Genomic DNA, 21840 nt, shown 5'->3' on the forward strand with positions numbered 1-21840 from the left:
GGATTGCGCCTGCAGCTACTCCAGGAACGTCGTCAGTTGCGCGCCCTCGTCTGCGACGAACACCGCGATCAACTCCGCCGGCTCAGTCATACTGGCATTGGCCGAGACCAGATGCGTCGAGCCGGGCGGCTCGAAGAAGGACTGGCCAACGCCGAACGTCTCGACCGGGCCGCCGCCGAGCTGCGAGCGAATCTCCCCCTTGGTGATGTAGGCGGTGACGGATCCCGAGTGACGGTGCGGCCGCGAAAATCCGCCGGGACCGTAGGACACGCGCACGATGGTGACGCGCTTGCCCGGGACGTTGGGAAGCGCGTAGGAGCCGATCGGCTCGACCTTGTCGAGCGGCGAGCTCTCCGCCGCCGTGGCGCAGAGCGGCGCCAGCACTCCGGATACACTGTCGATCGTCACCGGCAGCACCTTGCCGATCGCAAGCGCGCAGGCGAGCCCTGCGACGACGGCAAGCGCCGTTGAACGCGATGGCGTCGGGCGCTGCACGGCAGAAAAGCTCATGGCTGTCATCGTGACCTCCCCTTGTTCCCCTCAGGATGCAGCTGCAGCGGCTGCGACCGGCCGCTTTGCCGGCGTCCAGCGAAACGCCGCGCCGAAACGGTTCCAGACGTTGATCGAGGCGACCGCCGACGTCAGGTACGTCAGTTCCGTCTCGGAGAATTCGCCAGAGGCTTCGGCGTAGACCTCCTCGCTGACGCCATCGGGCAGACAGGTCAGCGCCTCGGCCCAGGCCAGGGCCGCGCGCTCGCGCGGCGAAAAGATCGGCGCCTCGCGCCAGACCGCGACCAGATGGAGCTTGTCGACAGGAACGCCGATCCGTTCCGACAGCAGGACGTGGTGTTGCACGCAGAAGGCGCAGCCGTTGATCTGCGAGGCGCGCAGCTTGACGAGCTCGAGCAGCTGCTTGTCGAGGCCGGCCTTCCCGGCCAGCTGGCCCAGCGTCAGCACCAGATCATACGCGTCCGGCGCGACCCTCTTGAAATCCTCGTATTCGCTGCGGGCATGTGACATTGCCGTTCACCTCGGAATGTTATTGTTATAAGTGCTGTTATATCTTATAAGAGCTCTGATATGCCGCGCAAGACCGCTGCCAGCACAAGACTGAAAAACGTGCGCAACGCACCCGCGCCTGCCGTCGGCGCCACGCGTGTCCCCGCTCCCGGCGAAGGCAAGCGCGGCGAGCAGGGCTATCTCGGCTATCTCCTGCGTCAGGCCCATGCCGCGGTTCGCCTGACGATGGAACGGACTCTCGCCGATCTCGGCGTGACGTCGCCGCAATTCGCGGTATTGACGATGCTCAACGCCTATCCGGGCTTGTCGGGGGCCGATGTCGCCCGCCTCACTTTCCTGACGCCCCAGACCGTCGGTGTCATTGTCCGCAATCTCGAACGCGACGGCGCGATTGTGATGACACCTCATCCCGTCCATGGCCGCATCCTGCAATGGACGCTGACGCCGCGCGGCGCGACGCTGTTGAACGCGTGCCGGCAGCGTGTGCTCGAATTGGAGAAGCGCCTGGCTCGGGATTTGGATTCAAGGGCGGAAACCACGATCCGGCGCTGGCTTGCCGGAATCGCGAAGGATCTGCAGGGGGACTAGGCGACCGACATTCGCGGTCGTTGATTGCCGCCTCTTCCGCAGCAGCAGCGCGCCTATCCGCCCTTCAACGCGTTCTTGACCTCGCCGTCGGGCCAGGTCTCGTTCGCCGCGATCACCCGCACGCGGCTTTGATCGGCGGTATTCACCAGCACGTGCGAACTCATCCGGTCACGGCTTTGCTCGAGACGCAAGTCGGTTTCCGGCTTCCAGCTCAGCGTGGTCGCGAGATCGCCGGGGAAAATCTGCCACTGCGATCCGTCGTCGAGCTCGACGACATGGCTTTCCGCATGTGTGCGTATCTTCATTCGACCCCGATTCGATTTGCCGATCGTGCGAAGGAAGGCCCCGGCATCAAGCCGGGACCCTGCTCCGTCAATCGTTGTCGTGAATGACGGTCTTGCTGCGGTTGCCGAATTCATCTTCCTTCTTGATCACCGTGGTGCGGCCGGCGGGCTCGCGTTCCCTGATGACGGTGGTGCGGTCGTGGTCGCGGTCGCGCTCACGATATTCGTGCGACTGGCCGACCGTTATGCCTGCGCCCGCCGGGCCGACGTGAACGCCGACCTCGTCGGCGAACACAGGCGCTGCGACGGCGGTGACCATGGCTGCGACAAGCAGATATTTCCTCATCTTCTCCTCCTTCCTGGTGTGGAGGGAATGCGGGAGTGCGACACTTGTTCCGGTGGGAACCGCTGACGCAATCAGGCAGAATTCTCACATCGCTGCCGTTCCAGGAACCGACTCACACGCGCCATGTTTCCGGCTAGAATGCGCCCATGATGCACGCTGATTCCTCGCCTCGCCCAACTCGCCGCGCCCTGCTCCAATCGGCGTTCGGTGCAGCCGCCTTGCTCGCCGTCCCGACAAGCGCTCTCGCCGCGCCTCCGGGCTTCGACGAATGGCGCGAGAGCTTTCGCGCCCGCGCGATGGCGAAAGGTATTTCAGCCGCGACGTGGCAGCGCGCGATGGGGCGGGTCGAGCCGGACATGAGCGTATTCAAGCAGATGCGCAACCAGCCGGAATTCAACGAGCAGCTCTGGCAATACATCAACCGCCGCGTCTCGGACTGGCGCATCATCAACGGCAAGATCGCGCTGAAGAACAACGAGGCGCTGCTTGCGCGCATCGAGCGCGATTTCGGCGTCGAACGCGGCACGCTGCTGGCGCTGTGGGGCGTCGAGTCCGCCTATGGCGATCCCCTGGTGCAGCAGAACCACATGAGGCCGGTGTTTCCCTCGCTCGCAGCGCTCGCCTGGAACGAGCCACGCCGCAAGGCCTATTGGGAGACCGAGTTGATCAACGCCTTGCGCATCGTCGACAAGGGCTGGAGCACTCCCGAGGAGATGCGCGGCTCGTGGGCCGGCGCGATGGGACATTCGCAATGGATGCCGGAGGTCTGGCTCAACGTCGGCATCGACTATGATGGCGACGGCAAGGTGTCGCCATTCGGCAAGCCCGACGACGCGCTGGGCTCGACGGCAAAGTATCTCGTCAACCGCGGCAAGTGGCATCGCGGCGAGCATTGGGGCTACGAGGTGCGCACGCCCGGCAGCATGAGCGGAAGCCGCACCTACGCGGCGTGGCAGGCGGCGGGCGTGACCCGTGCCGACGGCCAGCCGTTTCCGCAGCCGAACGCATCCGCGCAGATGTGGACGCCGGTTGCGGGCGGGCCGACCTTCCTGCTCGGACCGAATTTCTATTCGGTGAAGAGCTATAACCCTTCCATGAACTATGCGCTGGCGATCTGCCATCTCGGCGACCGCTGCCTGGGAGCGCCACCCTTCATCCAGCCCTTTCCCGGCTCCGAGCGTGCGCTGACGCTGGCCGAGGTGCAGGAGATGCAGACGCGCCTGACCAAGGCCGGCTTCGATACCGGCGGCACCGACGGCCGCGTCGGCAACGACACGATGAAGGCGGTGAAGGATTTTCAGCAGCGCGCCGGCATCACGCCGCCGGATGGCTATGGCGGGCTGAAGGTGCTGGCGAAGCTGCGGCAGGGCTCGTAGGTACCCGTCATTCCGGGGTTCGCGTAGCGAGAACCCGGAATCTCGCGCCACATCTCCGGATTCCGGGTTCGAGGCTCCGCCTCGCCCCGGAATGACACAAGTGGTCAATGCCGATACTGCGGCTCCTCCGCATCGAGCTGCCGACGGATCGCGGCCAAATGCAGCCGCGCGGATTCGGCATCGCCTTCGCGCATCTGCTTGTAAGTCGCGGCCGCAATCGCGGGATCGACCGGCAACACCTTTCGCCCCGTCGACATCGCCAGCACCTGCACCTCGGCGGCGCGTTCGAGGTAATAGAGATCGTCCCAGGCCTCTGCGATGGTCGGCGCCAGCACCATCACGCCGTGATGCTTCATGAAGACGATGTCGGCATCGCCGACGGCGGAGGCTATGCGCGCCCCTTCACCGTTGTCGAGCGCAAGGCCGTTGTAGTCGCGATCCACGGCGGTGCGGCCGTAGAATTTCAGCGCGGTCTGGCCGGCCCAGATCAGGGGATCGCCCTCGGTCATCGACAGCGCCGTGGCATAGGGCATGTGGGTGTGGAAGGCGACCTTGGCGCGCGGCAGGCGCTTGTGCATCTCGGCATGAATGTAGAAGGCGGTCGCCTCCGGCACGCCCTCGCCGTCGAGCACGTTGCCATGGAAGTCGCAGATCAAAAGCTTCGATGCGGTCAGCTCGCGGAAGGCGTAGCCATAGGGATTGACGAGGAACAGATCATCATGGCCGGGCACGACGGCCGAGAAGTGGTTGCAGATGCCTTCCTCGAAACCGTTGCGCGCCGCCATGCGGAAACAGGCGGCCAGATCCTCGCGCGCGGTGCGGATCGCGTCGGTCGCGAGGTCCGGCCGGTTGGAGCGGAATGGAGCGGGCGCGGGTGAGGAAGCGTGAAGGCTGTGCGCCATGGCGAAGGACACCTCTGTCGGTCGGGAGCTGCCAGCCTTGTACAGGGACTGGGGCTGCGCGTCAGCCCCTGCAACCGCCGCCCTGCCCTGCGCGGCTCAGGTTCGCCGCGGCACGCCGCCCGCGTTCATGCCGCCGTCGATGACGAGCTCGCTGCCGGTGACGTAGCGCGAGGCATCGGACGCGAGATACAGCACGCCGGAGGCGATCTCCGCGGCATGGCCAGCGCGGCCGAGCGGCGTGACGACGCGGGCGCGCTCCTCCGGATCGATCGGCGCGTTCTGGCCGGCGCCGGTCGCTCCCGTCGGGATCTTGCCCCAGATCGGGGTATCGATGATGCCAGGGTGAACCGAGTTGACGCGGATGCCGTCGCCCGCCGCCGCGCACTCCATCGCGATCGACTTGGCGAACAGCCGCACGCCGCCCTTGGTCGCCGAATAGGCCGACAACCCGGGCGAGCCGCGCAGGCCCGCCAGCGACGACATCATGACGATCGAGCCGCCGCCGGTCTTGCGCATCAAGGGCAGGCAATGCTTGACCGAGAGGAACACGCCATCGAGATTGATCGCATTCTGCTTGCGCCAGTCAGCGAGCGTCATGTCGACGATCGAGGGCACGGCGATGCCGATGCCGGCGTTGGAGACCATGATGTCGAGCCGGCCGTAGCGCTTCGCGATGTCGGCGACGACCTCCACCCAGCGCTCCTCGCTGGTGACGTCCTGCTCCAGGAAGATCGCCTTGCCGCCGGCGCCTGTAACACGCTTGGCGAGCTCCGGGCCGCGCAGCTCGTCGATATCGGTGATGACGACCGCGGCGCCTTCGCGCGCAAACAGCTCGACGATGGCCTCGCCGATGCCGGAAGCGCCGCCGGTCACCAGTGCGACCTTGCCCTCAACCTGCCCTGTCATGTTCACTCCCATTGTTTCTTGTTGTTGTTGGCCGTTATATTTCGCACATGATCCTTGTCGGAAAACCGCTTCGCACTTTTCCGGATCATGCGCTATCTAATCACGGATGGCCCCTGGTCCGGTAGCGCGACGTCGACGACGCGGAATTGCACGCGCTCGGCGCCTTGGTAGCGGTCGACCGAGAGCGAGCCCGCGACATGCAGCTGCTGGCCTCGATTGGCGAGCAGCGCATTGCCGAGCTTCTGGCCGACCGAACGGAACGCGATGCCGTTGACCATGGCGCCGTCGCCCGACTTGAAACGCAGGCGCAGATGCGCCTGGCCGACCTCGTCGGCGAACACGAGTTGGTGCGCCGGCAATGCCAGCACGGGCTCCGGGTTGCCGCTGCCGAAGGGACCGGCACGGTTGAGCGTCGCCGCAAGCTCCGGCGTCACAGCACGTGCGGAGACCGCGCCGTCGATATAGAGTTCGTTGACGTGGCGCGCCTCCGCGACATCGCGTGCCAGCGCGTTTTCGAGATAGGCGCGGAATTCGGCGAGCTTGTCTTTCCGCAGCGTGACGCCGGCGGCCATCGCATGGCCGCCGCCCTTGAGCAGGATGCCGTCGGCAACCGCCTGCCGCACTGCCTTGCCGAGATCGACGCCGGCGATCGAACGGCCCGAGCCGGTGCCGATGCCGCCGGGCTCCAGCGCAATGGCAAAGGCAGGCCGCGAGAACTTCTCCTTCAGGCGGGAGGCGACGAGGCCGACCACCCCGGGATGCCAGCCTTCCGAGGCCGTGACGATCACGGCGAGCTTGTCCTCCAGCCCGATCGAAGCCAGTGCCTCGGCTTCGGCCTGGGCTTCGGCGGCCTGCTCGATGACGCGGCGCTCGCTGTTGAGGCGATCGAGCTCCGCCGCGATCCGCGCAGCCTCGACGCTGTCGCCTTCCAGCAGCAACCGCACGCCGAGATCGGCGCGGCCGATGCGGCCGCCGGCATTGACGCGCGGCCCCAGCATGAAGCCGAGATGCCAGGCCTCCGGCGGGCCGTTGAGCCGCGCTACGTCCATCAGTGCGGTATGCCCGACATGGTCGCGCCGTCGCATCGCGATCAGGCCCTTGGCCACGAAGGCGCGGTTGAGACCGATCAGCGGCGCCACGTCGGCGACGGTGCCGAGCGCGACGTGATGCAGCATGCCCAGCAGATCCGGCTCCGGCATCTCGGAGGTCCAGAAGCCGCGCTGGCGCAGCTCGCGGTTCACGGCGACCAGCGTCACCAGCACGAGGCCGACGGCGGCGAGATGACCGAGGCCGGAGAGATCGTCAGGGCGGTTCGGATTGACCAGCGCATCGACTTCGGGGAGATCGAGCCCGCATTGGTGGTGGTCGATCACGACCACGGACATGCCGAGACGTTTTGCTTCAGCGAGCGGCTCGATGCTGGTGGTGCCGCAATCGACTGTAACGAGCAGCGTCGCGCCCTTGGCGGCGAGCGCCCGCACCGCCTCGGTATTGGGGCCGTAGCCTTCGAATATCCGGTCGGGAATATGGATCAGCGGATCGAGCCCGCAATGGCGCAGGTGCCAGGCGAGCAGCGCCGCCGAGGTGGCGCCGTCGACGTCGTAGTCGCCGAAGATCGCGACCTTCTCGCCCCTCGCCGCGGCATCGGCGATCCGCTTGGCGGCAGCTTCCATCTCCGTCACGGTGAACGGGTCCGGCAGCAGCTTTCGGATGGTCGGATCGAGGAAGTCGGGCACCGCGTCGATATCGATCCCGCGGCCGGCCAGCACCCGCGCCAGCAGCTCCGGCAGCTGGTGCCGCTGCACGATGGCGAGCGCCTGCGCCGCCCCGCGCCCGTCCAGCCGGTCGCGCCAGAGCTTGTCGGTCAGCGAACGCGCCACGCCCAGGAAAGCCTGGGGCGCTTCGACGGGCAAGGCGGTGGCGGGCGGCGTCATGGCGGATGCAACTTGTTGGAGCTCAGGGTCCAGGCGATCACGCGGACGCACGGTGACTGGCTTTCCGGAGGATTGGCCGGCAATCGGCCCGGATTTGCAACGGCCCGACCGCACAAAGCGGTGGATGGCCGCCCGGCCGGGGTGACTACCATTTAGGCATTCCGCCGAACAGCAAATTAAGCAGGCGTTAGGCGGAATCTTCGAAAAAGAATCGTATTCGATCTGTAAGTCGTTGTTCCCCGTTCATTGCAGATCAGGCCTCATTGCCAAGGGAAGCTCCCCGATGTCTGCTGCGCTGGGTCTGAAAGCCAAGCCGATTGCCCCCGAAGCCACGGACGATGATTCCGACATCTCCGCGCTGATCAATCGCCTCACTGCGGAGGTCAACCAGATCGCGATCGACAAGACCAAGTCGATCCAGCAGATCACCAATCAGATGAAGATGCTGGCGCTGAACGCGCTGATCGAGAGCTCGCGCGCAGGCGCGCAAGGCGCGGGCTTTGCGGTGGTGGCGCAGGAGGTGCGCGGAGTCGGCCAGCAGGTCGAGACCATCGCCCGCGAGCTCGAAACCCAATTGACGAAACGCACCGGCGATCTCGTCTCCTCGATCGAGCGCATGAGCCAGCGTTCGCGCGGCGAGCGCATGGTCGACCTGTCGCTCAATGCCATCGAGCTGATCGACCGCAATCTCTATGAGCGCACCTGCGACGTGCGCTGGTGGGCGACCGATTCCGCCGTGGTCGATTGCGCGGCCTCGCCGGGCGCTGCGGCGGTCTCCCATGCCTCGCAGCGCCTCGGCGTGATCCTGGGTGCCTACACGGTCTATCTCGACCTCTGGCTCTGCGATCTCGACGGCAACGTCATCGCCAACGGCCGCTCCGACCGCTTTCGCGTCGTCGGCCAGAACGTCGCCCACACCAGATGGTTTCGCGAGGCGCGGTCCTTGCGCTCCGGCGACGACTATGTCGCCGGCGACGTCGAGAACCAGCCGCTGCTCGGCAACGCGCAGGTCGCGACCTATTGCGCCAGCGTCCGCGACGGCGGCCAGGCCAATGGCGCGCCGATCGGCGTGCTCGCCATCCATTTCGACTGGGAGCCGCAGGCCCGCGCCATCGTGCAAGGAGTCCGTGTGGGCGACAGCGACAAGGCCCGCGTGCTGCTGGTCGACTCGAATTTTCGCGTGATCGCCGCCTCCGACGGCCAGGGCATCCTCAGCGAGCGCATCTCGCTGTCGCTGGATGGCCAGCGTTCCGGCTTCTATCAGGACCGCTCCGGCACGATGTTCGCCTTCCATGCGACGCCAGGCTACGAGACCTACCGGGGCCTCGGCTGGTATGGCGTGATCGTCTGCGGGGCCTGAGGCGGGCAGCGGCCGCTCGCGAAACCGATCGTTCTCGCCTGCCCGCTCAAAATCCTGGAAAACAACCCCATGCACAGTAGCCCGAGGGTTGTTTTCATTGGTGTTTCTCAAGGGCTTCCCTGCCGTCCTGCCTCCGTCAAAACGCTTTGACACGTCGGGCAAAACACTGGCAATCTAGGATCATCGCAGGTTGTGTTCACGGCATGAGGGACTGATCCCTTCCGATGCGATCTTGTGATATCGCAGCCCAGCTTCTGAAGCATTTTCCGGCAAGGCTCGCCCGTTACAGGCAAGAGCCGGCGCCATGGCTCGCATAGAGTCGCTTCGCATCACGTTGATCGACGTGACAGCGCGAGCTCCCCTGGTTCGTCTCGCGCTCCGATAGACCGAGGAGACATGCCATGAAGATCGTCGTGATCGGCGGAACCGGCTTGATCGGATCGAAGCTCGTCGCGAAGCTCAAACAGCAGGGCCACGAGGCGGTGGCAGCCTCGCCGAAATCAGGCGTGAACGCCGTGACCGGCGAAGGCCTTTCCGCGGCGCTGGCGGGCGCGGATGTCGTCGTCGATGTCGCCAACGCGCCGTCCTGGGAGCCGGCTGCCGTGCTCGACTTCTTCCAGCGGTCGAGCAGGAATCTCGGCGCGGCAGAGGCCGCAGCAGGCGTGAAACATCACGTGGCGCTCTCGATCGTGGGTACCGACCGCGCACCCGACAACGCCTATTTCCGTGCCAAGCTGGCGCAGGAAACCATCATCAAGTCCGCCTCGGTCCCCTACTCGATCGTGCGCGCCACCCAGTTCTTCGAATTTCTCGGCGCCATCGCCGAAACCGGGGTGATCGACGGCAAGATCATCGTTCCTACGGCCCAGTTTCAGCCAATCGCGGCCGACGACGTCGTCGACCGCCTCGCGGAGGTCGCGACGGGTCGGCCGCTCAACGGCACGATCGATATCGCAGGACCCGAGAAGGCCCCCTTCAATGAATTCATCGCACGGCGCCTGAAGGCATCCGGCGATGTCCGCCCAGTGGTGGGGGATCCGAAGGCGCCCTATTACGGCGCCCTCATTGACGACAAGTCGCTCACCCCGCTCGGCGAGGCGCGGCTGGGGACAACGCCGCTCGCAACATGGCTCGCGAGCCTCTGAAGCTCCGCCAAACTCAACCACGATGGAAATGGCAAAGAAGGGGAAATCCCATGCGTAGATTGCTGATCGCAACCGCGGTTTATGTCGCATCCTTCCTGGCGGCCCATGCAGCCGAGACCGCCGCTCCCTCGGCCACCCCCTTGGCCAAGGTCACGATCGTCTTTGACCAGGCGCTGCCAAATGTCCCCGGCAAGAGCATGAAGGGCGTGCTGGTCGAGTACGGCCCCGGAGGCTCCTCGCCGGCCCACATTCACGCGCCGTCCGCCTTCATCTATGCCACGGTCCTCGAAGGAGCGATCCGCAGTCAGGTCAATGATGGCCCGGCCAAGGTCTTTCACAAGGGAGAGAACTTCTCTGAAAGGCCCGGTGACCACCACGCCGTCAGCGCCAATGCCAGCAATAGCGAGCCCGCGAAGCTGCTTGCCGTGTTCGTGGTGGATACGACCGACAAGGAGTTGACGACGCCGATCGCGAAGTAACGCCGGACCGGCTCGTGCCGTCAGAGGCCGCGACGCGCCGCCATTTCGGCTGCAAGCAGCAGAGCAGCGCGGCTAGCCCCAACCGATGCAATGCCTTGCCCTGCGATGTCGTAGGCGGTGCCGTGGGCGGGCGTGCAGATCGGGAACGGAAAACCGCCGAGCAAGGTCACGCCGCGATCGAAGCCCATCAGCTTCATCGCGATCTGGCCCTGGTCGTGATACATCGTCAGCACCGCGTCGAACGCGCCCGCCTTGGCGCGCAGAAACACGGTATCGGCGGGAAACGGTCCATCGGCGGCAATGCCCTCGCGCTGGCCGGCCGCAACCGCCGGCGCAATCACGTCGATCTCCTCGCGGCCGAAACTGCCGCCGTCGCCGGCATGGGGATTGATGCCAGCGACCGCGATGCGCGGTCGCACGAAGCCGGCATTGCGCATGCAGGAATCGGTCAGCTTGAGCGCGCGATGGATGCGTTCGCTGGACAGCTTTGCAGCGACGTCCTTGAGCGGAATATGAGAGGTGACCCGTGCGTTCCAGAGCCGGTCCAGCACGTTGAATTCGCTTGCCGGCGTCGTGAGGCCGACGACCTCGGCCGAGAACGCGATCTCGTCGTCATATTCGGCGCGCGCCAGCCGCATCGCCTGCTTGTTGAAGGGCGTGAAGCAGACGGCGTCGACGCGGCCATCGCGGCCGAGCTCGAGCGCGTGCCGATAGTTCGCCAGCGCGAACTTGCCGCCGGCAAGCGTCGCGGTCTTCAGCTCGACGTCGCTGGGATCGAGGTGGCGAAGATCGACGAACAGCAAGTCGGCTGTCGCCGCGCGCAGGTCGGCTCCCTGCTCCGCCATGATCAGGTCCGGCTTGATCCCGGCGATGCGCGCACCTTCGTCGAAGATGCGGCGGTCACCGATGACGACGAGCCTGCAGCTCGCACGGACGTCGTCCTGCATCGCGAGCTTGGCCGTCAGCTCCGGACTGATGCCGGCGGGATCCCCCATTGCCAATGCGATGAGCGGATTTGCGGTCATATGATCACCTTGTCCGGGGCGACCGCGTCGGTCGCGGAGGGCGCGGGCTTATGCCAGAGACGCGCAAGCTGCAGCACGAGCGGAAGCAGCAACAGCGCGATGCCCCCCACGATCAGGCAGGTCACCAGCTTGTTCGCGAAGAAGATGCCCAGGGAGCCCTTGGAAATCAGCATCGACTGCCGGAACGCATCCTCGGCCTTGTCGCCGATGACGATCGCGAGCACGAGCGGCGCCAGCGGATAGAACAGCTTCTTGAAGAGATAGCCGACGACACCGAAGCCGAGCATCATCACCACGTCGAGATAGGAGTTCGACACCGAATAGGCGCCAACGACGCAGATGATCACGATCAGCGGCGCGATCACCACGAAGGGAATCCGCATCAAGGCGGCGAAGACCGGAACGGTCAGCAGCACCAGCGCGACGGCGACGATGTTGCCGACATACATCGAGGCGATCAGGCCCCAGACGAAATCCTTCTGGTCGACGAACAGCATCGGGCCGGGATTGAGACCCCAGATCATCAGCCCGCCCATCATGACGGCCGCGGTCGCAGAGCCGGGAATGCCGAGCGAGAGCATCGGCAAGAGCGCGCTCGTCCCGGCGGCATGATCGGCCGTCTCCGGCGAGATGATGCCTTCAACCTCGCCGGTGCCGAAATGCCGGCCACGGCGCGAGAAGCGGCGGGCGATGCCGTAGCTCATGAAGGAGGCCGCGGTCGGTCCGCCCGGCGTAATCCCCATCCAGCACCCGATCGCGGCGCTGCGCAGCAGCGCAACGCCATGCCGCGGCAAGCGGCCGACGGCGCGAAACACCTCGGCCCAATCGATCTTCGACGACACCGCGCGGGCATGAAACTCCTCCTCGACCGCGACCAGCAGCTCGCCGATGCCGAACAGGCCCATCACCGCGACGACGAAGCTCACGCCCTTGACCAGCTCATCGACACCCATGGTGAGGCGCACACTGCCGGAGACCGTGTCGATACCGATGGCGGCGATGGCAAAGCCGATGGCCAGCGCCACGACGGTCTTGATCGGCGCCGCACCGCCCATGCCGACGAAGCTGGCGAAGGCGAGGAAATAGACGGCAAAATACTCGGCCGGCCCGAACGCGAGCGCAACTTGCGCCACCCAGGATGCGAGGAAAGTGATCAGGATGACGCCGATCAGCGCGCCGAAGGCCGCCGAGCCGAAGGCGGTGGCGAGCGCCGTCGTCGGCCGGCCGTCGCGCGCCATGGGGTAGCCGTCAAAGGTGGTCGCGACCGAGGACGGCTCGCCCGGAATGTTGAACAGGATCGAGGTCACCGAGCCGCCGAACAGCGCACCCCAATACATGCTGGAGAGCAGGATGATCGCCGAGACCGGCTGCATGCCGAAGGTCAGCGGCAAGAGCAGCGACACCCCGTTCGGAGCGCCGAGCCCTGGCAGCACGCCGACGAGAATACCGAGCAGCACACCGACTGCCATCAGGGCCAGATGCGGCATGGTGACCGCGATGGAAAAGCCATGCAGGAGGTCTGCGAGATTATCCATCGGCCTCTCCGTCAGAACCCGAACGCGGCGGCGAGCGCGCCGTGCGGCAGGCTGACCTGGAACAGGCGCTCGAACACGACGTAGAGCGCGAGTGTCGTCGCCCCCGCCATGGCGAGCGCACGGGGCACGGATTGGTGCCGGGGGACCGCCAGCACTGCGAAGACGTAAAACGCCGAAGCGAGATACATCCCGGCCAGCGGAATCGCGGCCACGAAAATCGCAGCCGGCACGAACAGGCCGGCGAGCCGGCGCAGCTCGGTGGACGTGATGGCGATCGGGACATTCGCCAGTGTTGCGGCCGGCAGCACGCCCCGCGCCAGATTGTAGAGGCTTCCGAGCACGATGATGATGCCGGTCAGAAGCGGGAACGTGCCGGCCTCCACACCCGCACTCGACCAGCCGATGCCGTTGTCCAGACTGGAGACGACGACGGCGATACCGAATCCGCCGGTGAGGACGGCGGTCGCAAGCTCGAGGGCGCGGCGGGATATCATCGAGGCTCCCTGATGAACGAGGGACAACAGGACGTCATGGCGCGCAGTCGTCGCGCCTCACTTGACGAGCCAACCCTGCTCGCCCGCGACCTGCCTGATGTGCTCGAGATCCTCCTTGATGAATTTGTCGAACTCCGCACCGGTCAGGAAGGTGTCGACCTGCGAGGTCTTCTCGATGTAGTCCTTCCACTCGGGCGTCGCCTGCACCTTCTTCATGAGGTCGACATAGAATGCCGCCTGCTCCGGCGTGACCTTGCCGGGCAGCCACACGGTGCGCGGCTGCTCGTATTGATTGATGTCGAGGCCCTGCTCGACGCAGGTCGGAACGTCGCTCCAGCCTTCGGTCGCGGTCACCCTGGGGCCCTGTGGCAGCCGCTTCGGGCTGAAAACACAGAGCGGTCGCTGCGTGCCGCCGCGCCATTGGCCGAGGCTTTCGCTGGGATTGTTGACGTGGGAGTCGAGATGACCGCCGGCGAGCTGCACGGCGGTCTCGGCGCCGCTCTTGAACGGGATATAGGTCAGCTTGACCTTGCCGGCCTTCTCGATCATGCGCGTCAAGACCTCATCGGTGTCCTTTGACTGCGCGCCGCCCATCCTGAACTCGCCCGATGCGGCCGCCTTCAGATAATCGCCCGCCGTCTTGTAGGGCGCGTCCTGCTTGACCCATAGCAGGAACTCGTCCTGCGCCATCGCCGCGATCGGGGTGAGATCGGTGTAGTTGAAGGCGACCTTGGAGACGAGCGGCTGCTGCCATGCGTTGGAGGTGCCGAAGATCACCTTGTGGGGATCGCCGGCGGAGGCCTTGCCATAGACATAACCTTCGGCGCCGCTGCCGCCGCCCTTGTTGACGACGACGATCGGCTGCTCCGTCAGCTTGTGCTTGGTGATGATGTTCTGCACCGCGCGGGCAAGATTGTCGGTGCCGCCGCCCGGGCCGGCCGTGGCCACGAACTCGATCGGCTTTTGCGGCTGCCAGGCCGCAGACGCAGGCATCGCGCCGGCGAGCACGGTCACGGCTGCGGAAAGCAAAAATGTTGACGTCCGACCCATGTTTCCCTCCAGTTGATTTTTATGTTTTTTGTCTTTGTTCTTGTCGGCTCCACGTCCACTCAGGCGACGCGTTCCTCGCGTCTTCCCGATGCCAGCACGATCGCGCCTTCTTTTTCGAGCGCTTCGATCTGCTTCTGATCGAACCCGTGCTCGGCCAGCACCTCGCTTGTGTGCTCACCATAGACCGGCGCGCCTGATCGCACTTTGCCTGGGGTCTCCGAAAACTTGATGGGAAGCCCAATCGTCTTGACGGGACCGAGCGTCGAGTGCTCGACCTCGACGACCATCTCGCGCGCCAGCGTCTGCGGATCGCTCAGAGCCTCCAGCATGTCGTGCACGGGGCCGCACGGCACGCCCTTCTCGTCCAGCGCCGCGAGCCAATGCGCCCGGGACTTCGTGCGAAAGCGCTCGCTCAGGACGGCTTCGAGCTCCTTCAGATTCGCCATGCGGTCGGCTCCGTTGACGAAGCGCGGATCGGAGGCAAGCTCGCTCGCGCCGAGCGCTTCCAGCATCAAGAGCCAATGCTTCTTGTTGGCGCCGCCGACGACGAGCCAGCCGTCCGAGGCTTCGAACGCCTGGTACGGCGCGTTGAGCGGATGCGCCGAGCCCATGGCGCGCGGCGCAGTGCCGGCAGCCAGCGCGATGGTCGACTGCCAGTAGGTCTGCACCAGCGCGGCCTCGTAGAGCGAGGTCTCGACCCACTGCCCTTCACCCGTCTTGAGGCGATGGGTGTAGGCGGCGAGAATGCCCATGCTCGCGAGCAGGCCGGCGGTGATGTCGGACAGCGGGGGGCCGCATTTGACGGGCGGGCCGTCGGGACGCTCGCCGGTAAAGCTCATGATGCCGCTCATGGCCTGCGCGACCAGATCGAACCCGCGGCGATGCTTGTAAGGGCCGGTGCGGCCGAAGCCCGACAGCGAGCAGTAGATCAGCGCCGGGAATTCCGCGTGCAGAGCCTCGTAGCCGAAACCGAGACGCTCCATCGCGCCGGGCGCAAAATTCTCGACCAGCACGTCGGCGCTCGCGATCAGGCGCCGCAGCACCTGCTTGCCGCCATCGGTCTTCAGGTCCAGCACGATGCCGCGCTTGTTGCGGTTCATCATCAGGAAGGAAGCCGCCTCGTCCCCGATCTTCGGCGGCACCGAATGACGGGTGTCGTCGCCGTTCGGCCATTTCTCGATCTTGATCACGTCGGCGCCCATGTCGGCGAGCATCAGGGTGCAGGTCGGTCCCGCCATGACATGGGTGAGATCGACGACCTTGAGGCCGGCCAGCGGTCCCGAGCGGCGAGAGGTGGATTGCGATCGATCGCTATGCATCGGCCCGTCCTATCGGCCGCGCCATTGGGGCGCGCGCTTGTTGAGGAAAGCATCGAGCCCTTCGCGAAAATCCTGGCTCGTGTAGCACATCAGGATGAGGTCTTCGCCCTCGTCCCGCGCCAGCCGCCTTTGCAGGCGCGCGACGGCCTGCTTGGTCGCATTCAGCGTCAGCGGCGCATGGCTGGCGACGAGGCGGGCCACCTCGTCGGCGCGCCGATCAAGCGCCGGAAGATCGTCGACGATTTCGCCGAGCAGCCCGACACTCGCGGCCTCCGTGGCGTCGACGAGGCGCGCGGTGAAAATGATGTCCTTGACGCGCGCGGCACCGATGAGCGCCGTGAGACGACTGACATTGGACATCGACAGGCAATTGCCGAGCGTGCGGGCGATCGGAAATCCGATCTTGGTGCTCTTCGTGCCGATGCGGAGATCGCAGGCCGCGGCAATGCCCGCCCCGCCCCCGGTGCAGAACCCGTTGATCGCCGCGATCGTCGGCACCCGGCACTGCTCCAGCGTGGTCAGCACGCGATCGATGCGGTTCTCGTAGTCGATCGCGTCCTGCGGCGTCTTGAATTCGCGAAACTGGTTGATGTCGGTGCCCAAAGCGAATGCCTTGTCGCCGGCCCCGCGCAGCACCAGCACCTTGATTGCATGATCGCGGTCGGCCTCCTCGCAGATCGCAGCGAGCCGCTCGTACATGGCGAAGGTGAAGGCATTGCGGGCCTGCGGGCGGTTGAAGGTGATCCGCCCGATGCCGTCGTCGCGCTCGAAGACGAGGTCTTCTGCCGCCACTTGCAGGTCCATTTCCTCATACCTTTCTATTTTTTCCATTTTTGAATGCAAAATGCGAGATTTTCAAGCTGGAACTTGCATATATCCGCATGTAAGTCCATTTTTGCATTCAAATTGAGCCCAGGACCCATGCTTCACGAAGAAGTCGTTGGCCGCATCCGCGCCATCCTGCTCGACGGTGAAATCCCGCCGGGCGTGCGGATTCCCGAACGCGAGCTGTGCGAACGGCTGGAGATCTCGCGCACACCGCTGCGCGAGGCGCTCAAGGTGCTCGCCGCCGAGGGCCTGGTGCAGCTGCTGCCCCATCGCGGCTCGCGCGCGGCGAAGCTGACCGACAAGGACATGCGCGACCTGTTCGAGGTTTGCCAGGGCCTGGAGGCGCTCGCCGGCGAACTCGCCTGCGAGCGCATCACGGACGCCGAGATCGAGGAGATCGCCGCCGCGCATGCGGAGATGGTGCAGCATTATCGCGAGCGCGATCTGATCCAGTACTACCGTGGCAACCGTGCCATTCACGAAGCCATTGTCAGCGCAGCCGGAAACCCTGTGCTCGCGGGGCTCTACAGCTCGGTGACCGCGCGCATCCGCCGCGCGCGCTATGTCACGCCGATGACCCCGCAGCGCTGGGCGCTCGCCGTGAAGGAGCACGATGCGATCCTCAACGCGCTGCAGCGGCGCGACGGCGTCGGCCTCGCCCATATCCTGCGGGCGCATCTCCGCCACAAGCGCGAAGAGGTTCTGCAGGCGGGCTTTGCCGAGACGGAAGGCAATGAGCTCACGCTGTGAATTGCGTAACGCGCAATTCCGCGGTCGCATGCATCCGCCGACCAATTCTACTTGCTAGCTTGTCGTAACCGGCGCAGCATGGCTTCTGCCGACCTCCGGCCACATGGCTGATCAGGCCGGTCGCAACCGCGCGAACGATGGCGCAAGACAAGCAAGATAAAAGACTAAAGCGGAGGAAACGCATGACAATCAATGTCTCTCGTCGGTCCCTGCTCGCACTCGGGGCGGGACTCGGCGCCAGCGCCATGCTCGGCAGCAGCGCGCTGGCGCGGGCTCCCAAGCTCGGCACGCAGACTCCCTACTGGCACCGATTCATTCTCGGCGACGCCGAGGTGACCGTCGTATCCGACGGGCCGCTGCCGCTCGGCGATCCCTCGGGGACCTTCACCGGCGTTCCCAAGGAAGAGGTCAAGAAGATGCTCGCCGACAATTTCCTGTCGCCGGACAATGTCGTGCTCGAACAGAACTCGCCGATCGTGAACACCGGCGACAAGCTGATCCTGTTCGATACGGGCATGGGCAGCTCGAAAATGTTCGGCGCCAGCACCGGGCGACAACAGAAGAGCATGACCGAGGCCGGCATCAAGCCGGGCGACATCGACGCCGTCGTCTGCTCGCATGCCCATATCGACCATATCGGCGGCATCGTCGACGAAGGCGGCAAGCCGCTGTTCCCGAACGCGCAGGTCTACATCTCGCAGACCGATTTCGACTTCTGGACCGACGAGGCCAAGCTCGGCAGCCCGGCCAAGGACTTCGTCGTCCACGCCCGCAAGAACCTGCTGCCGGTGCGCGACCGCATCGTGTTCTTCAAGGACGGCCAGGAATTCCTGCCCGGCGTGCAGGCGATCGCGGCACCGGGCCACACCGTCGGCCACACCATCTTCATGGTCTCGTCGGCGGGGAAATCGTTCGCCTTCCTCGGCGACCTCTCGCACCATTCGGTGCTGCTGCTGGAGCGGCCGCGGATGGAGTTCTCCTACGACACGGATCCGAAGCAGGCGGCGGAATCGCGTGTAAAGTTGCTCACGATGCTCGCGGCGAACAAGACGCCGGTGATGTCCTATCACTTCGCCTGGCCGGGCTACGGTCATGTCGCCAAGGCCGGTGAGGGATTCCACTATTATCCCGAACCGATGAAGATGACGCTGTAAGCCGGCAAATCACATCCGGGCGGCGCGAGCCGCCCGGATGATGTGCAGCCCGCGCATCTTCATCCGAGGACGTCGGCTAACACCCCAGCCGGTCGGCGATGCCGCCAAAGTCCTTGGCGACGATGTCCCAATTGCCGGTCGCCTCGAAGTCGACCTTCTGCAGCGGACCGTATTCCGTCGGCCGCGCCACGAACGCCGTCTTCAGCCCGTTCTTCTGCGCGGCCGCGAGATCGCCGTTGTGGGCGGCGACCATCATCACCTCCTCCGGCTTGAGGCAAAGCAGCTTTGCAGCGCCGAGATAGGTCTCGGGATCGGGCTTGTAATGCTCGAACAGCTCGGCCGACATGATGAGGTCCCACGGCAGGCCGGCGAACTTCGCCATGTTGGTGAGCAGCGCGACGTTGCCGTTCGAGAGCGGCGCGATCACGAATTTCGATTTGAGCCGCGTCAGGCCTGCGACGCTGTCCGGCCAGGGATGCAGGCGGTGCCAGCCCTTGGTGAGGTAGTCGAGATCGGACTCGGTAAGCCCCTTGATCGCGAACTTCTCGACCAGCTTCTCCAGCGAACGGCGATGCAGATCATCCAGCATGACGTAGCCGCGCTCGGGATGCTGGCGCACGTCGTCCATGGAGGCCATGTACATACCGCGCCAGCCGTCGACGAGCGCGGTCCAGTCGGCGGTGATGCCGCGACCTTTCGCCCACCACATGAAGTCGGTGATCAGGCTGGTGCGCCAGTCGACGACGGTGCCGAACACGTCGAAGACGAGGGCTTTGACGGCGGAGAGATCGGACATGTACGCATCCTCAATTTTCTTATCGTTGTCATTCCGTGACGATCGGACCGCGCGAAGCGCGGCCCTGAGAACGCAAAACCTTGCGCAACAATCTCTGCATTCCGGGTTCGCGCTTCGCGCCCCCCGGAATGACGGTAGAGATCAGTCCAGATGGAACTTCGCGAGCTCGCGGTGCTCGGCCTTGATGTAGCGCACGGTGCCGGTGACGGAGCGCATCACAACCGTCTCGGTCTCGATCACGCCGTCCTTGCGGAACTTGACGCCCGACAGCAGCGAGCCCGTGGTGACGCCGGTGGCGGCGAACAGGCAGTCGCCGCGCGCCATGTCCTCGATGCCGTAGATCATCTTGGGGTCGTTGACGCCCATCTTGGCGGCGCGCTCGCGCTTCTCCTCGGAGTCGAGGATGAGGCGGCACTGCATCTGGCCGCCGATGCAGCGCAGCGCCACGGCGGCGAGCACACCTTCCGGCGCGCCGCCGGTGCCGAGATACATGTCGACCCCGGTGTTGTCGGGGTCAGCGCAGTGGATCACGCCGGCGACGTCGCCGTCGGTGATCAGGCGCACGGCGGCGCCGGTCGAGCGCACACCCGCAATGATGTCGGCATGGCGCGGACGATCGAGCACGAGCACCGTGATGCCTTCCGGCTTGACCCCCTTGGCCTTGGCGAGGCGGCGGACGTTGTCGGCAGGGCTCGCATCGAGATCGACGACGCCCTTGTCGTAACCGGGGCCGATCGCGAGCTTCTGCATGTAGACGTCGGGGGCGTGCAGCAGCGTGCCGCCGTCGGCCATCGCCATGGTGGCGATCGAGCCCGGCATGTTCTTGGCGCACAGCGTGGTGCCTTCGAGCGGGTCGACCGCGATGTCGACCTCGGGTCCGGTCTTGAGGCCGACCTCCTCGCCGATATAGAGCATCGGCGCCTCGTCGCGCTCGCCCTCGCCGATCACGATGGTGCCCTGGATCGGCAGCTTGTTGAGCTCGCGCCGCATGGCGTCGACGGCGGCCTGGTCGGCCGCTTTCTCGTTGCCGTGCCCGCGCAGCCGCGCCGAGGACACCGCCGCCCGCTCCGTCACCCGCACGATCTCCAGCGTCAGAATGCGCTCGAGCAAGGCGTGCGGGGGGACTTCAATATGGGTCGACATCGGCTCACTCCTTCGAAACGTTTGGGCCGGAAATCTCCGTCCGCATCAACTCGTAACACCCACAGTTCGTTCGAACCGTGTCAGTTCTTCTCGATCCTGATGACCTGCGGCCGTCCGCTGATGACCTTGTCGCGCTGAACGGCGGCAAGAGCGCGGCGCACCGCGTCCTCATGCGTGGCATAGGTAATCAGGATGACGGGCACGGGGACCGCCTTGCCGTCGCTGGGCGCAGCGCCGCCATTGGGATGACGCTGCACGATCGACTCGATCGAGATCTTTTGTTCTGCAAGCCGCGTCGCGATCGCGGCCGCAGTGCCGGGGAAGTCGCGCGCGAGCAGACGGATGTAATAGCCGCCCTCGTGCCGCTCCATCGGCGCCTTCTTGGTGTCGCGAAGCTGCGAGATCGGCCGGCCGAACGGATTGGCACGGATGCCGCGCGCAACGTCGGCGATGTCGGCGACGACCGCGGATGCGGTCGCAGCCCCCCCGGCGCCAGGACCGACCAGCGTGATCGGCGGAATGCCCTCGCCGTCGATCGTGACCGCATTGGTGACGCCCATCACCTGTGCGATCGAGGATGATTTCGGCACCATGGTCGGATGCACGCGCTGCTCGATGCCCTTGGTGGTGCGGACCGCAACGCCGAGCAGCTTGACGCGGTAGCCGAGATCGGCGGCCGCGCGAAGATCTTCCGGCGCGATGGATGAGATACCTTCGACATACACCGCACTTTGAGCAACTTTCGTGCCGAAGGCGAGGCTGGCGAGAATGGCGAGCTTCTGTGCGGTATCGTGGCCGTCGACGTCGAAGGACGGATCGGCCTCGGCATAGCCGAGCCTCTGCGCGTCCTTGAGGCATTCGGCGAAGGACAGCCCCTCCTGTTCCATCCGGGTCAGGATGTAGTTGCAGGTGCCGTTGAGGATGCCGTAGACGCGGTCGATGCCGGTTCCGGCGAGACCTTCACGTAACGTCTTGATGACGGGGATCGCCGCGCCGACCGCTGCCTCGAAATTCAGCGCGCCGCCGTGCTTTTCAGCCGCCTTGGCGAGCTTGATTCCGTGCTTGGCCAGCAGCGCCTTGTTGGCGGTGACCACCGACTTGCCGGCGCTCAGCGCGGCTTCCACAGCCGACAGCGCCGGATCGCCGGCGCCGCCCATCAGTTCGACGAAGCAGTCGACCTCGGGATGGGTGGCCAGCGCCATCGGATCCCTGGCCCATTCGACGCCGCGCAGGTCGACGCCGCGCTTCTTGGCCTTCGAGCGCGCAGTGACGGCGACGACACGGATGCCGCGGCCGCTGCGGCCCGCGAGCACGCGCGCCTGCGTTTCGATCAAACGGACTACTTCGGCGCCCACGGTGCCGAGCCCCGCTATGCCCACTTTCAGGGGTGCAACCATGATGTCTTA

At 65.5% G+C, this 21840-nt stretch carries 23 protein-coding genes; 7 read left to right on the top strand and 16 right to left on the bottom strand.

Features of this window, described 5'->3' with window-relative positions; translation table 11 throughout:
• Positions 1-15 precede the first annotated feature (15 nt).
• Together AC1RQP_RS03630 and AC1RQP_RS03635 are read right to left on the bottom strand one after the other, a co-directional pair.
• Positions 16-519 carry a cupin domain-containing protein gene (locus tag AC1RQP_RS03630; RefSeq protein WP_492935953.1) on the bottom strand — a complete coding sequence of 168 codons (504 nt, stop codon included), beginning with the start codon at positions 517-519 and terminating at the stop codon, positions 16-18.
• Between the two features lie 21 nt (positions 520-540).
• Positions 541-1020, bottom strand: coding sequence for a carboxymuconolactone decarboxylase family protein (locus tag AC1RQP_RS03635; protein ID WP_492935954.1), 480 nt, complete (start codon positions 1018-1020; stop codon positions 541-543).
• Positions 1021-1080: 60 nt separating this feature from the next.
• Between AC1RQP_RS03635 and AC1RQP_RS03640 the strand changes: the two genes are divergently transcribed.
• Positions 1081-1608, top strand: coding sequence for a MarR family winged helix-turn-helix transcriptional regulator (locus AC1RQP_RS03640; RefSeq protein ID WP_492935955.1), 528 nt, complete (start codon positions 1081-1083; stop codon positions 1606-1608).
• Between the two features lie 53 nt (positions 1609-1661).
• Here the strand turns inward: AC1RQP_RS03640 and AC1RQP_RS03645 are convergent, their stop codons facing one another.
• Both AC1RQP_RS03645 and AC1RQP_RS03650 read right to left on the bottom strand, forming a co-directional pair.
• Positions 1662-1913: a hypothetical protein gene (locus AC1RQP_RS03645; RefSeq protein WP_492935956.1), complete on the bottom strand. Its 252-nt coding sequence runs from the start codon at positions 1911-1913 to the stop codon at positions 1662-1664.
• A gap of 67 nt (positions 1914-1980) precedes the next feature.
• The gene (locus AC1RQP_RS03650) at positions 1981-2238 is read right to left on the bottom strand and encodes a hypothetical protein (protein WP_492935957.1); all 258 of its coding nucleotides are present in this window, start codon (positions 2236-2238) and stop codon (positions 1981-1983) included.
• A 146-nt stretch (positions 2239-2384) separates the two neighbouring features.
• Here AC1RQP_RS03650 and AC1RQP_RS03655 point away from each other — a divergent pair, with 146 nt between their 5' ends.
• Positions 2385-3614 (top strand): lytic murein transglycosylase, encoded by a 1230-nt coding sequence (locus AC1RQP_RS03655; protein ID WP_492935958.1) that lies wholly within the window; start codon positions 2385-2387, stop codon positions 3612-3614.
• Positions 3615-3718: 104 nt separating this feature from the next.
• Here the strand turns inward: AC1RQP_RS03655 and AC1RQP_RS03660 are convergent, their stop codons facing one another.
• From AC1RQP_RS03660 to recJ, 3 genes are all read right to left on the bottom strand, one after another.
• Positions 3719-4516, bottom strand: coding sequence for an aldolase (locus AC1RQP_RS03660; RefSeq protein ID WP_492935959.1), 798 nt, complete (start codon positions 4514-4516; stop codon positions 3719-3721).
• Between the two features lie 96 nt (positions 4517-4612).
• Positions 4613-5422: an SDR family NAD(P)-dependent oxidoreductase gene (locus tag AC1RQP_RS03665; protein ID WP_492935960.1), complete on the bottom strand. Its 810-nt coding sequence runs from the start codon at positions 5420-5422 to the stop codon at positions 4613-4615.
• Between the two features lie 92 nt (positions 5423-5514).
• Complete coding sequence (gene recJ / locus AC1RQP_RS03670; protein WP_492935961.1) at positions 5515-7356, bottom strand: single-stranded-DNA-specific exonuclease RecJ; 1842 nt, start codon at positions 7354-7356, stop codon at positions 5515-5517.
• 283 nt (positions 7357-7639) lie between these two features.
• Here recJ and AC1RQP_RS03675 point away from each other — a divergent pair, with 283 nt between their 5' ends.
• From AC1RQP_RS03675 to AC1RQP_RS03685, 3 genes are all read left to right on the top strand, one after another.
• On the top strand, positions 7640-8716 hold the full coding sequence (locus tag AC1RQP_RS03675) for a methyl-accepting chemotaxis protein (RefSeq protein WP_492935962.1): 1077 nt from the start codon (positions 7640-7642) through the stop codon (positions 8714-8716).
• 401 nt (positions 8717-9117) lie between these two features.
• Positions 9118-9861, top strand: coding sequence for an SDR family oxidoreductase (locus AC1RQP_RS03680; RefSeq protein ID WP_239623453.1), 744 nt, complete (start codon positions 9118-9120; stop codon positions 9859-9861).
• A 50-nt stretch (positions 9862-9911) separates the two neighbouring features.
• Positions 9912-10340 (top strand): cupin domain-containing protein, encoded by a 429-nt coding sequence (locus tag AC1RQP_RS03685; protein WP_492935963.1) that lies wholly within the window; start codon positions 9912-9914, stop codon positions 10338-10340.
• 20 nt (positions 10341-10360) lie between these two features.
• On the opposite strand, the gene AC1RQP_RS03690 is transcribed toward AC1RQP_RS03685, so the two are convergent.
• Genes AC1RQP_RS03690 through AC1RQP_RS03715 form a run of 6 tightly spaced genes read right to left on the bottom strand, consistent with a single transcriptional unit; the run spans position 10361 to position 16567 of the window.
• Complete coding sequence (locus AC1RQP_RS03690; protein ID WP_492935964.1) at positions 10361-11365, bottom strand: 4-hydroxythreonine-4-phosphate dehydrogenase PdxA; 1005 nt, start codon at positions 11363-11365, stop codon at positions 10361-10363.
• Positions 11362-12900 carry a tripartite tricarboxylate transporter permease gene (locus AC1RQP_RS03695; protein ID WP_492935965.1) on the bottom strand — a complete coding sequence of 513 codons (1539 nt, stop codon included), beginning with the start codon at positions 12898-12900 and terminating at the stop codon, positions 11362-11364. The genes AC1RQP_RS03690 and AC1RQP_RS03695 overlap by 4 nt, the downstream gene beginning before the upstream one ends.
• Before the next feature lie 11 nt (positions 12901-12911).
• Entirely contained in the window at positions 12912-13394 is a 483-nt protein-coding gene (locus AC1RQP_RS03700; protein WP_492935966.1) for a tripartite tricarboxylate transporter TctB family protein, read from the bottom strand.
• Positions 13395-13451: 57 nt separating this feature from the next.
• A complete protein-coding gene (locus tag AC1RQP_RS03705) occupies positions 13452-14444 on the bottom strand; it encodes a Bug family tripartite tricarboxylate transporter substrate binding protein (RefSeq protein WP_492935967.1) in 993 nt (330 codons plus the stop codon).
• Positions 14445-14503: 59 nt separating this feature from the next.
• Positions 14504-15763, bottom strand: coding sequence for a CaiB/BaiF CoA transferase family protein (locus AC1RQP_RS03710; protein WP_492935968.1), 1260 nt, complete (start codon positions 15761-15763; stop codon positions 14504-14506).
• Positions 15764-15772: 9 nt separating this feature from the next.
• Complete coding sequence (locus tag AC1RQP_RS03715; RefSeq protein WP_492935969.1) at positions 15773-16567, bottom strand: enoyl-CoA hydratase/isomerase family protein; 795 nt, start codon at positions 16565-16567, stop codon at positions 15773-15775.
• Between the two features lie 117 nt (positions 16568-16684).
• Between AC1RQP_RS03715 and AC1RQP_RS03720 the strand changes: the two genes are divergently transcribed.
• Both AC1RQP_RS03720 and AC1RQP_RS03725 read left to right on the top strand, forming a co-directional pair.
• Positions 16685-17341: a GntR family transcriptional regulator gene (locus tag AC1RQP_RS03720; protein ID WP_492935970.1), complete on the top strand. Its 657-nt coding sequence runs from the start codon at positions 16685-16687 to the stop codon at positions 17339-17341.
• A gap of 182 nt (positions 17342-17523) precedes the next feature.
• Positions 17524-18495: an MBL fold metallo-hydrolase gene (locus AC1RQP_RS03725; protein ID WP_492935971.1), complete on the top strand. Its 972-nt coding sequence runs from the start codon at positions 17524-17526 to the stop codon at positions 18493-18495.
• A 76-nt stretch (positions 18496-18571) separates the two neighbouring features.
• Here AC1RQP_RS03725 and AC1RQP_RS03730 read toward each other — a convergent pair whose 3' ends face one another.
• The 3 genes from AC1RQP_RS03730 to AC1RQP_RS03740 all read right to left on the bottom strand — a co-directional run bounded on the left by AC1RQP_RS03730 (position 18572) and on the right by AC1RQP_RS03740 (position 21831).
• Entirely contained in the window at positions 18572-19291 is a 720-nt protein-coding gene (locus tag AC1RQP_RS03730; RefSeq protein WP_239623443.1) for a haloacid dehalogenase type II, read from the bottom strand.
• A 141-nt stretch (positions 19292-19432) separates the two neighbouring features.
• The gene (gene glpX, locus AC1RQP_RS03735) at positions 19433-20434 is read right to left on the bottom strand and encodes a class II fructose-bisphosphatase (RefSeq protein ID WP_239623442.1); all 1002 of its coding nucleotides are present in this window, start codon (positions 20432-20434) and stop codon (positions 19433-19435) included.
• Between the two features lie 80 nt (positions 20435-20514).
• Complete coding sequence (locus AC1RQP_RS03740) at positions 20515-21831, bottom strand: homoserine dehydrogenase (RefSeq protein ID WP_492935972.1); 1317 nt, start codon at positions 21829-21831, stop codon at positions 20515-20517.
• Positions 21832-21840: the final 9 nt, after the last annotated feature.

This window comes from Bradyrhizobium sp. GW821-FHT13H06, from assembly GCF_058803975.1.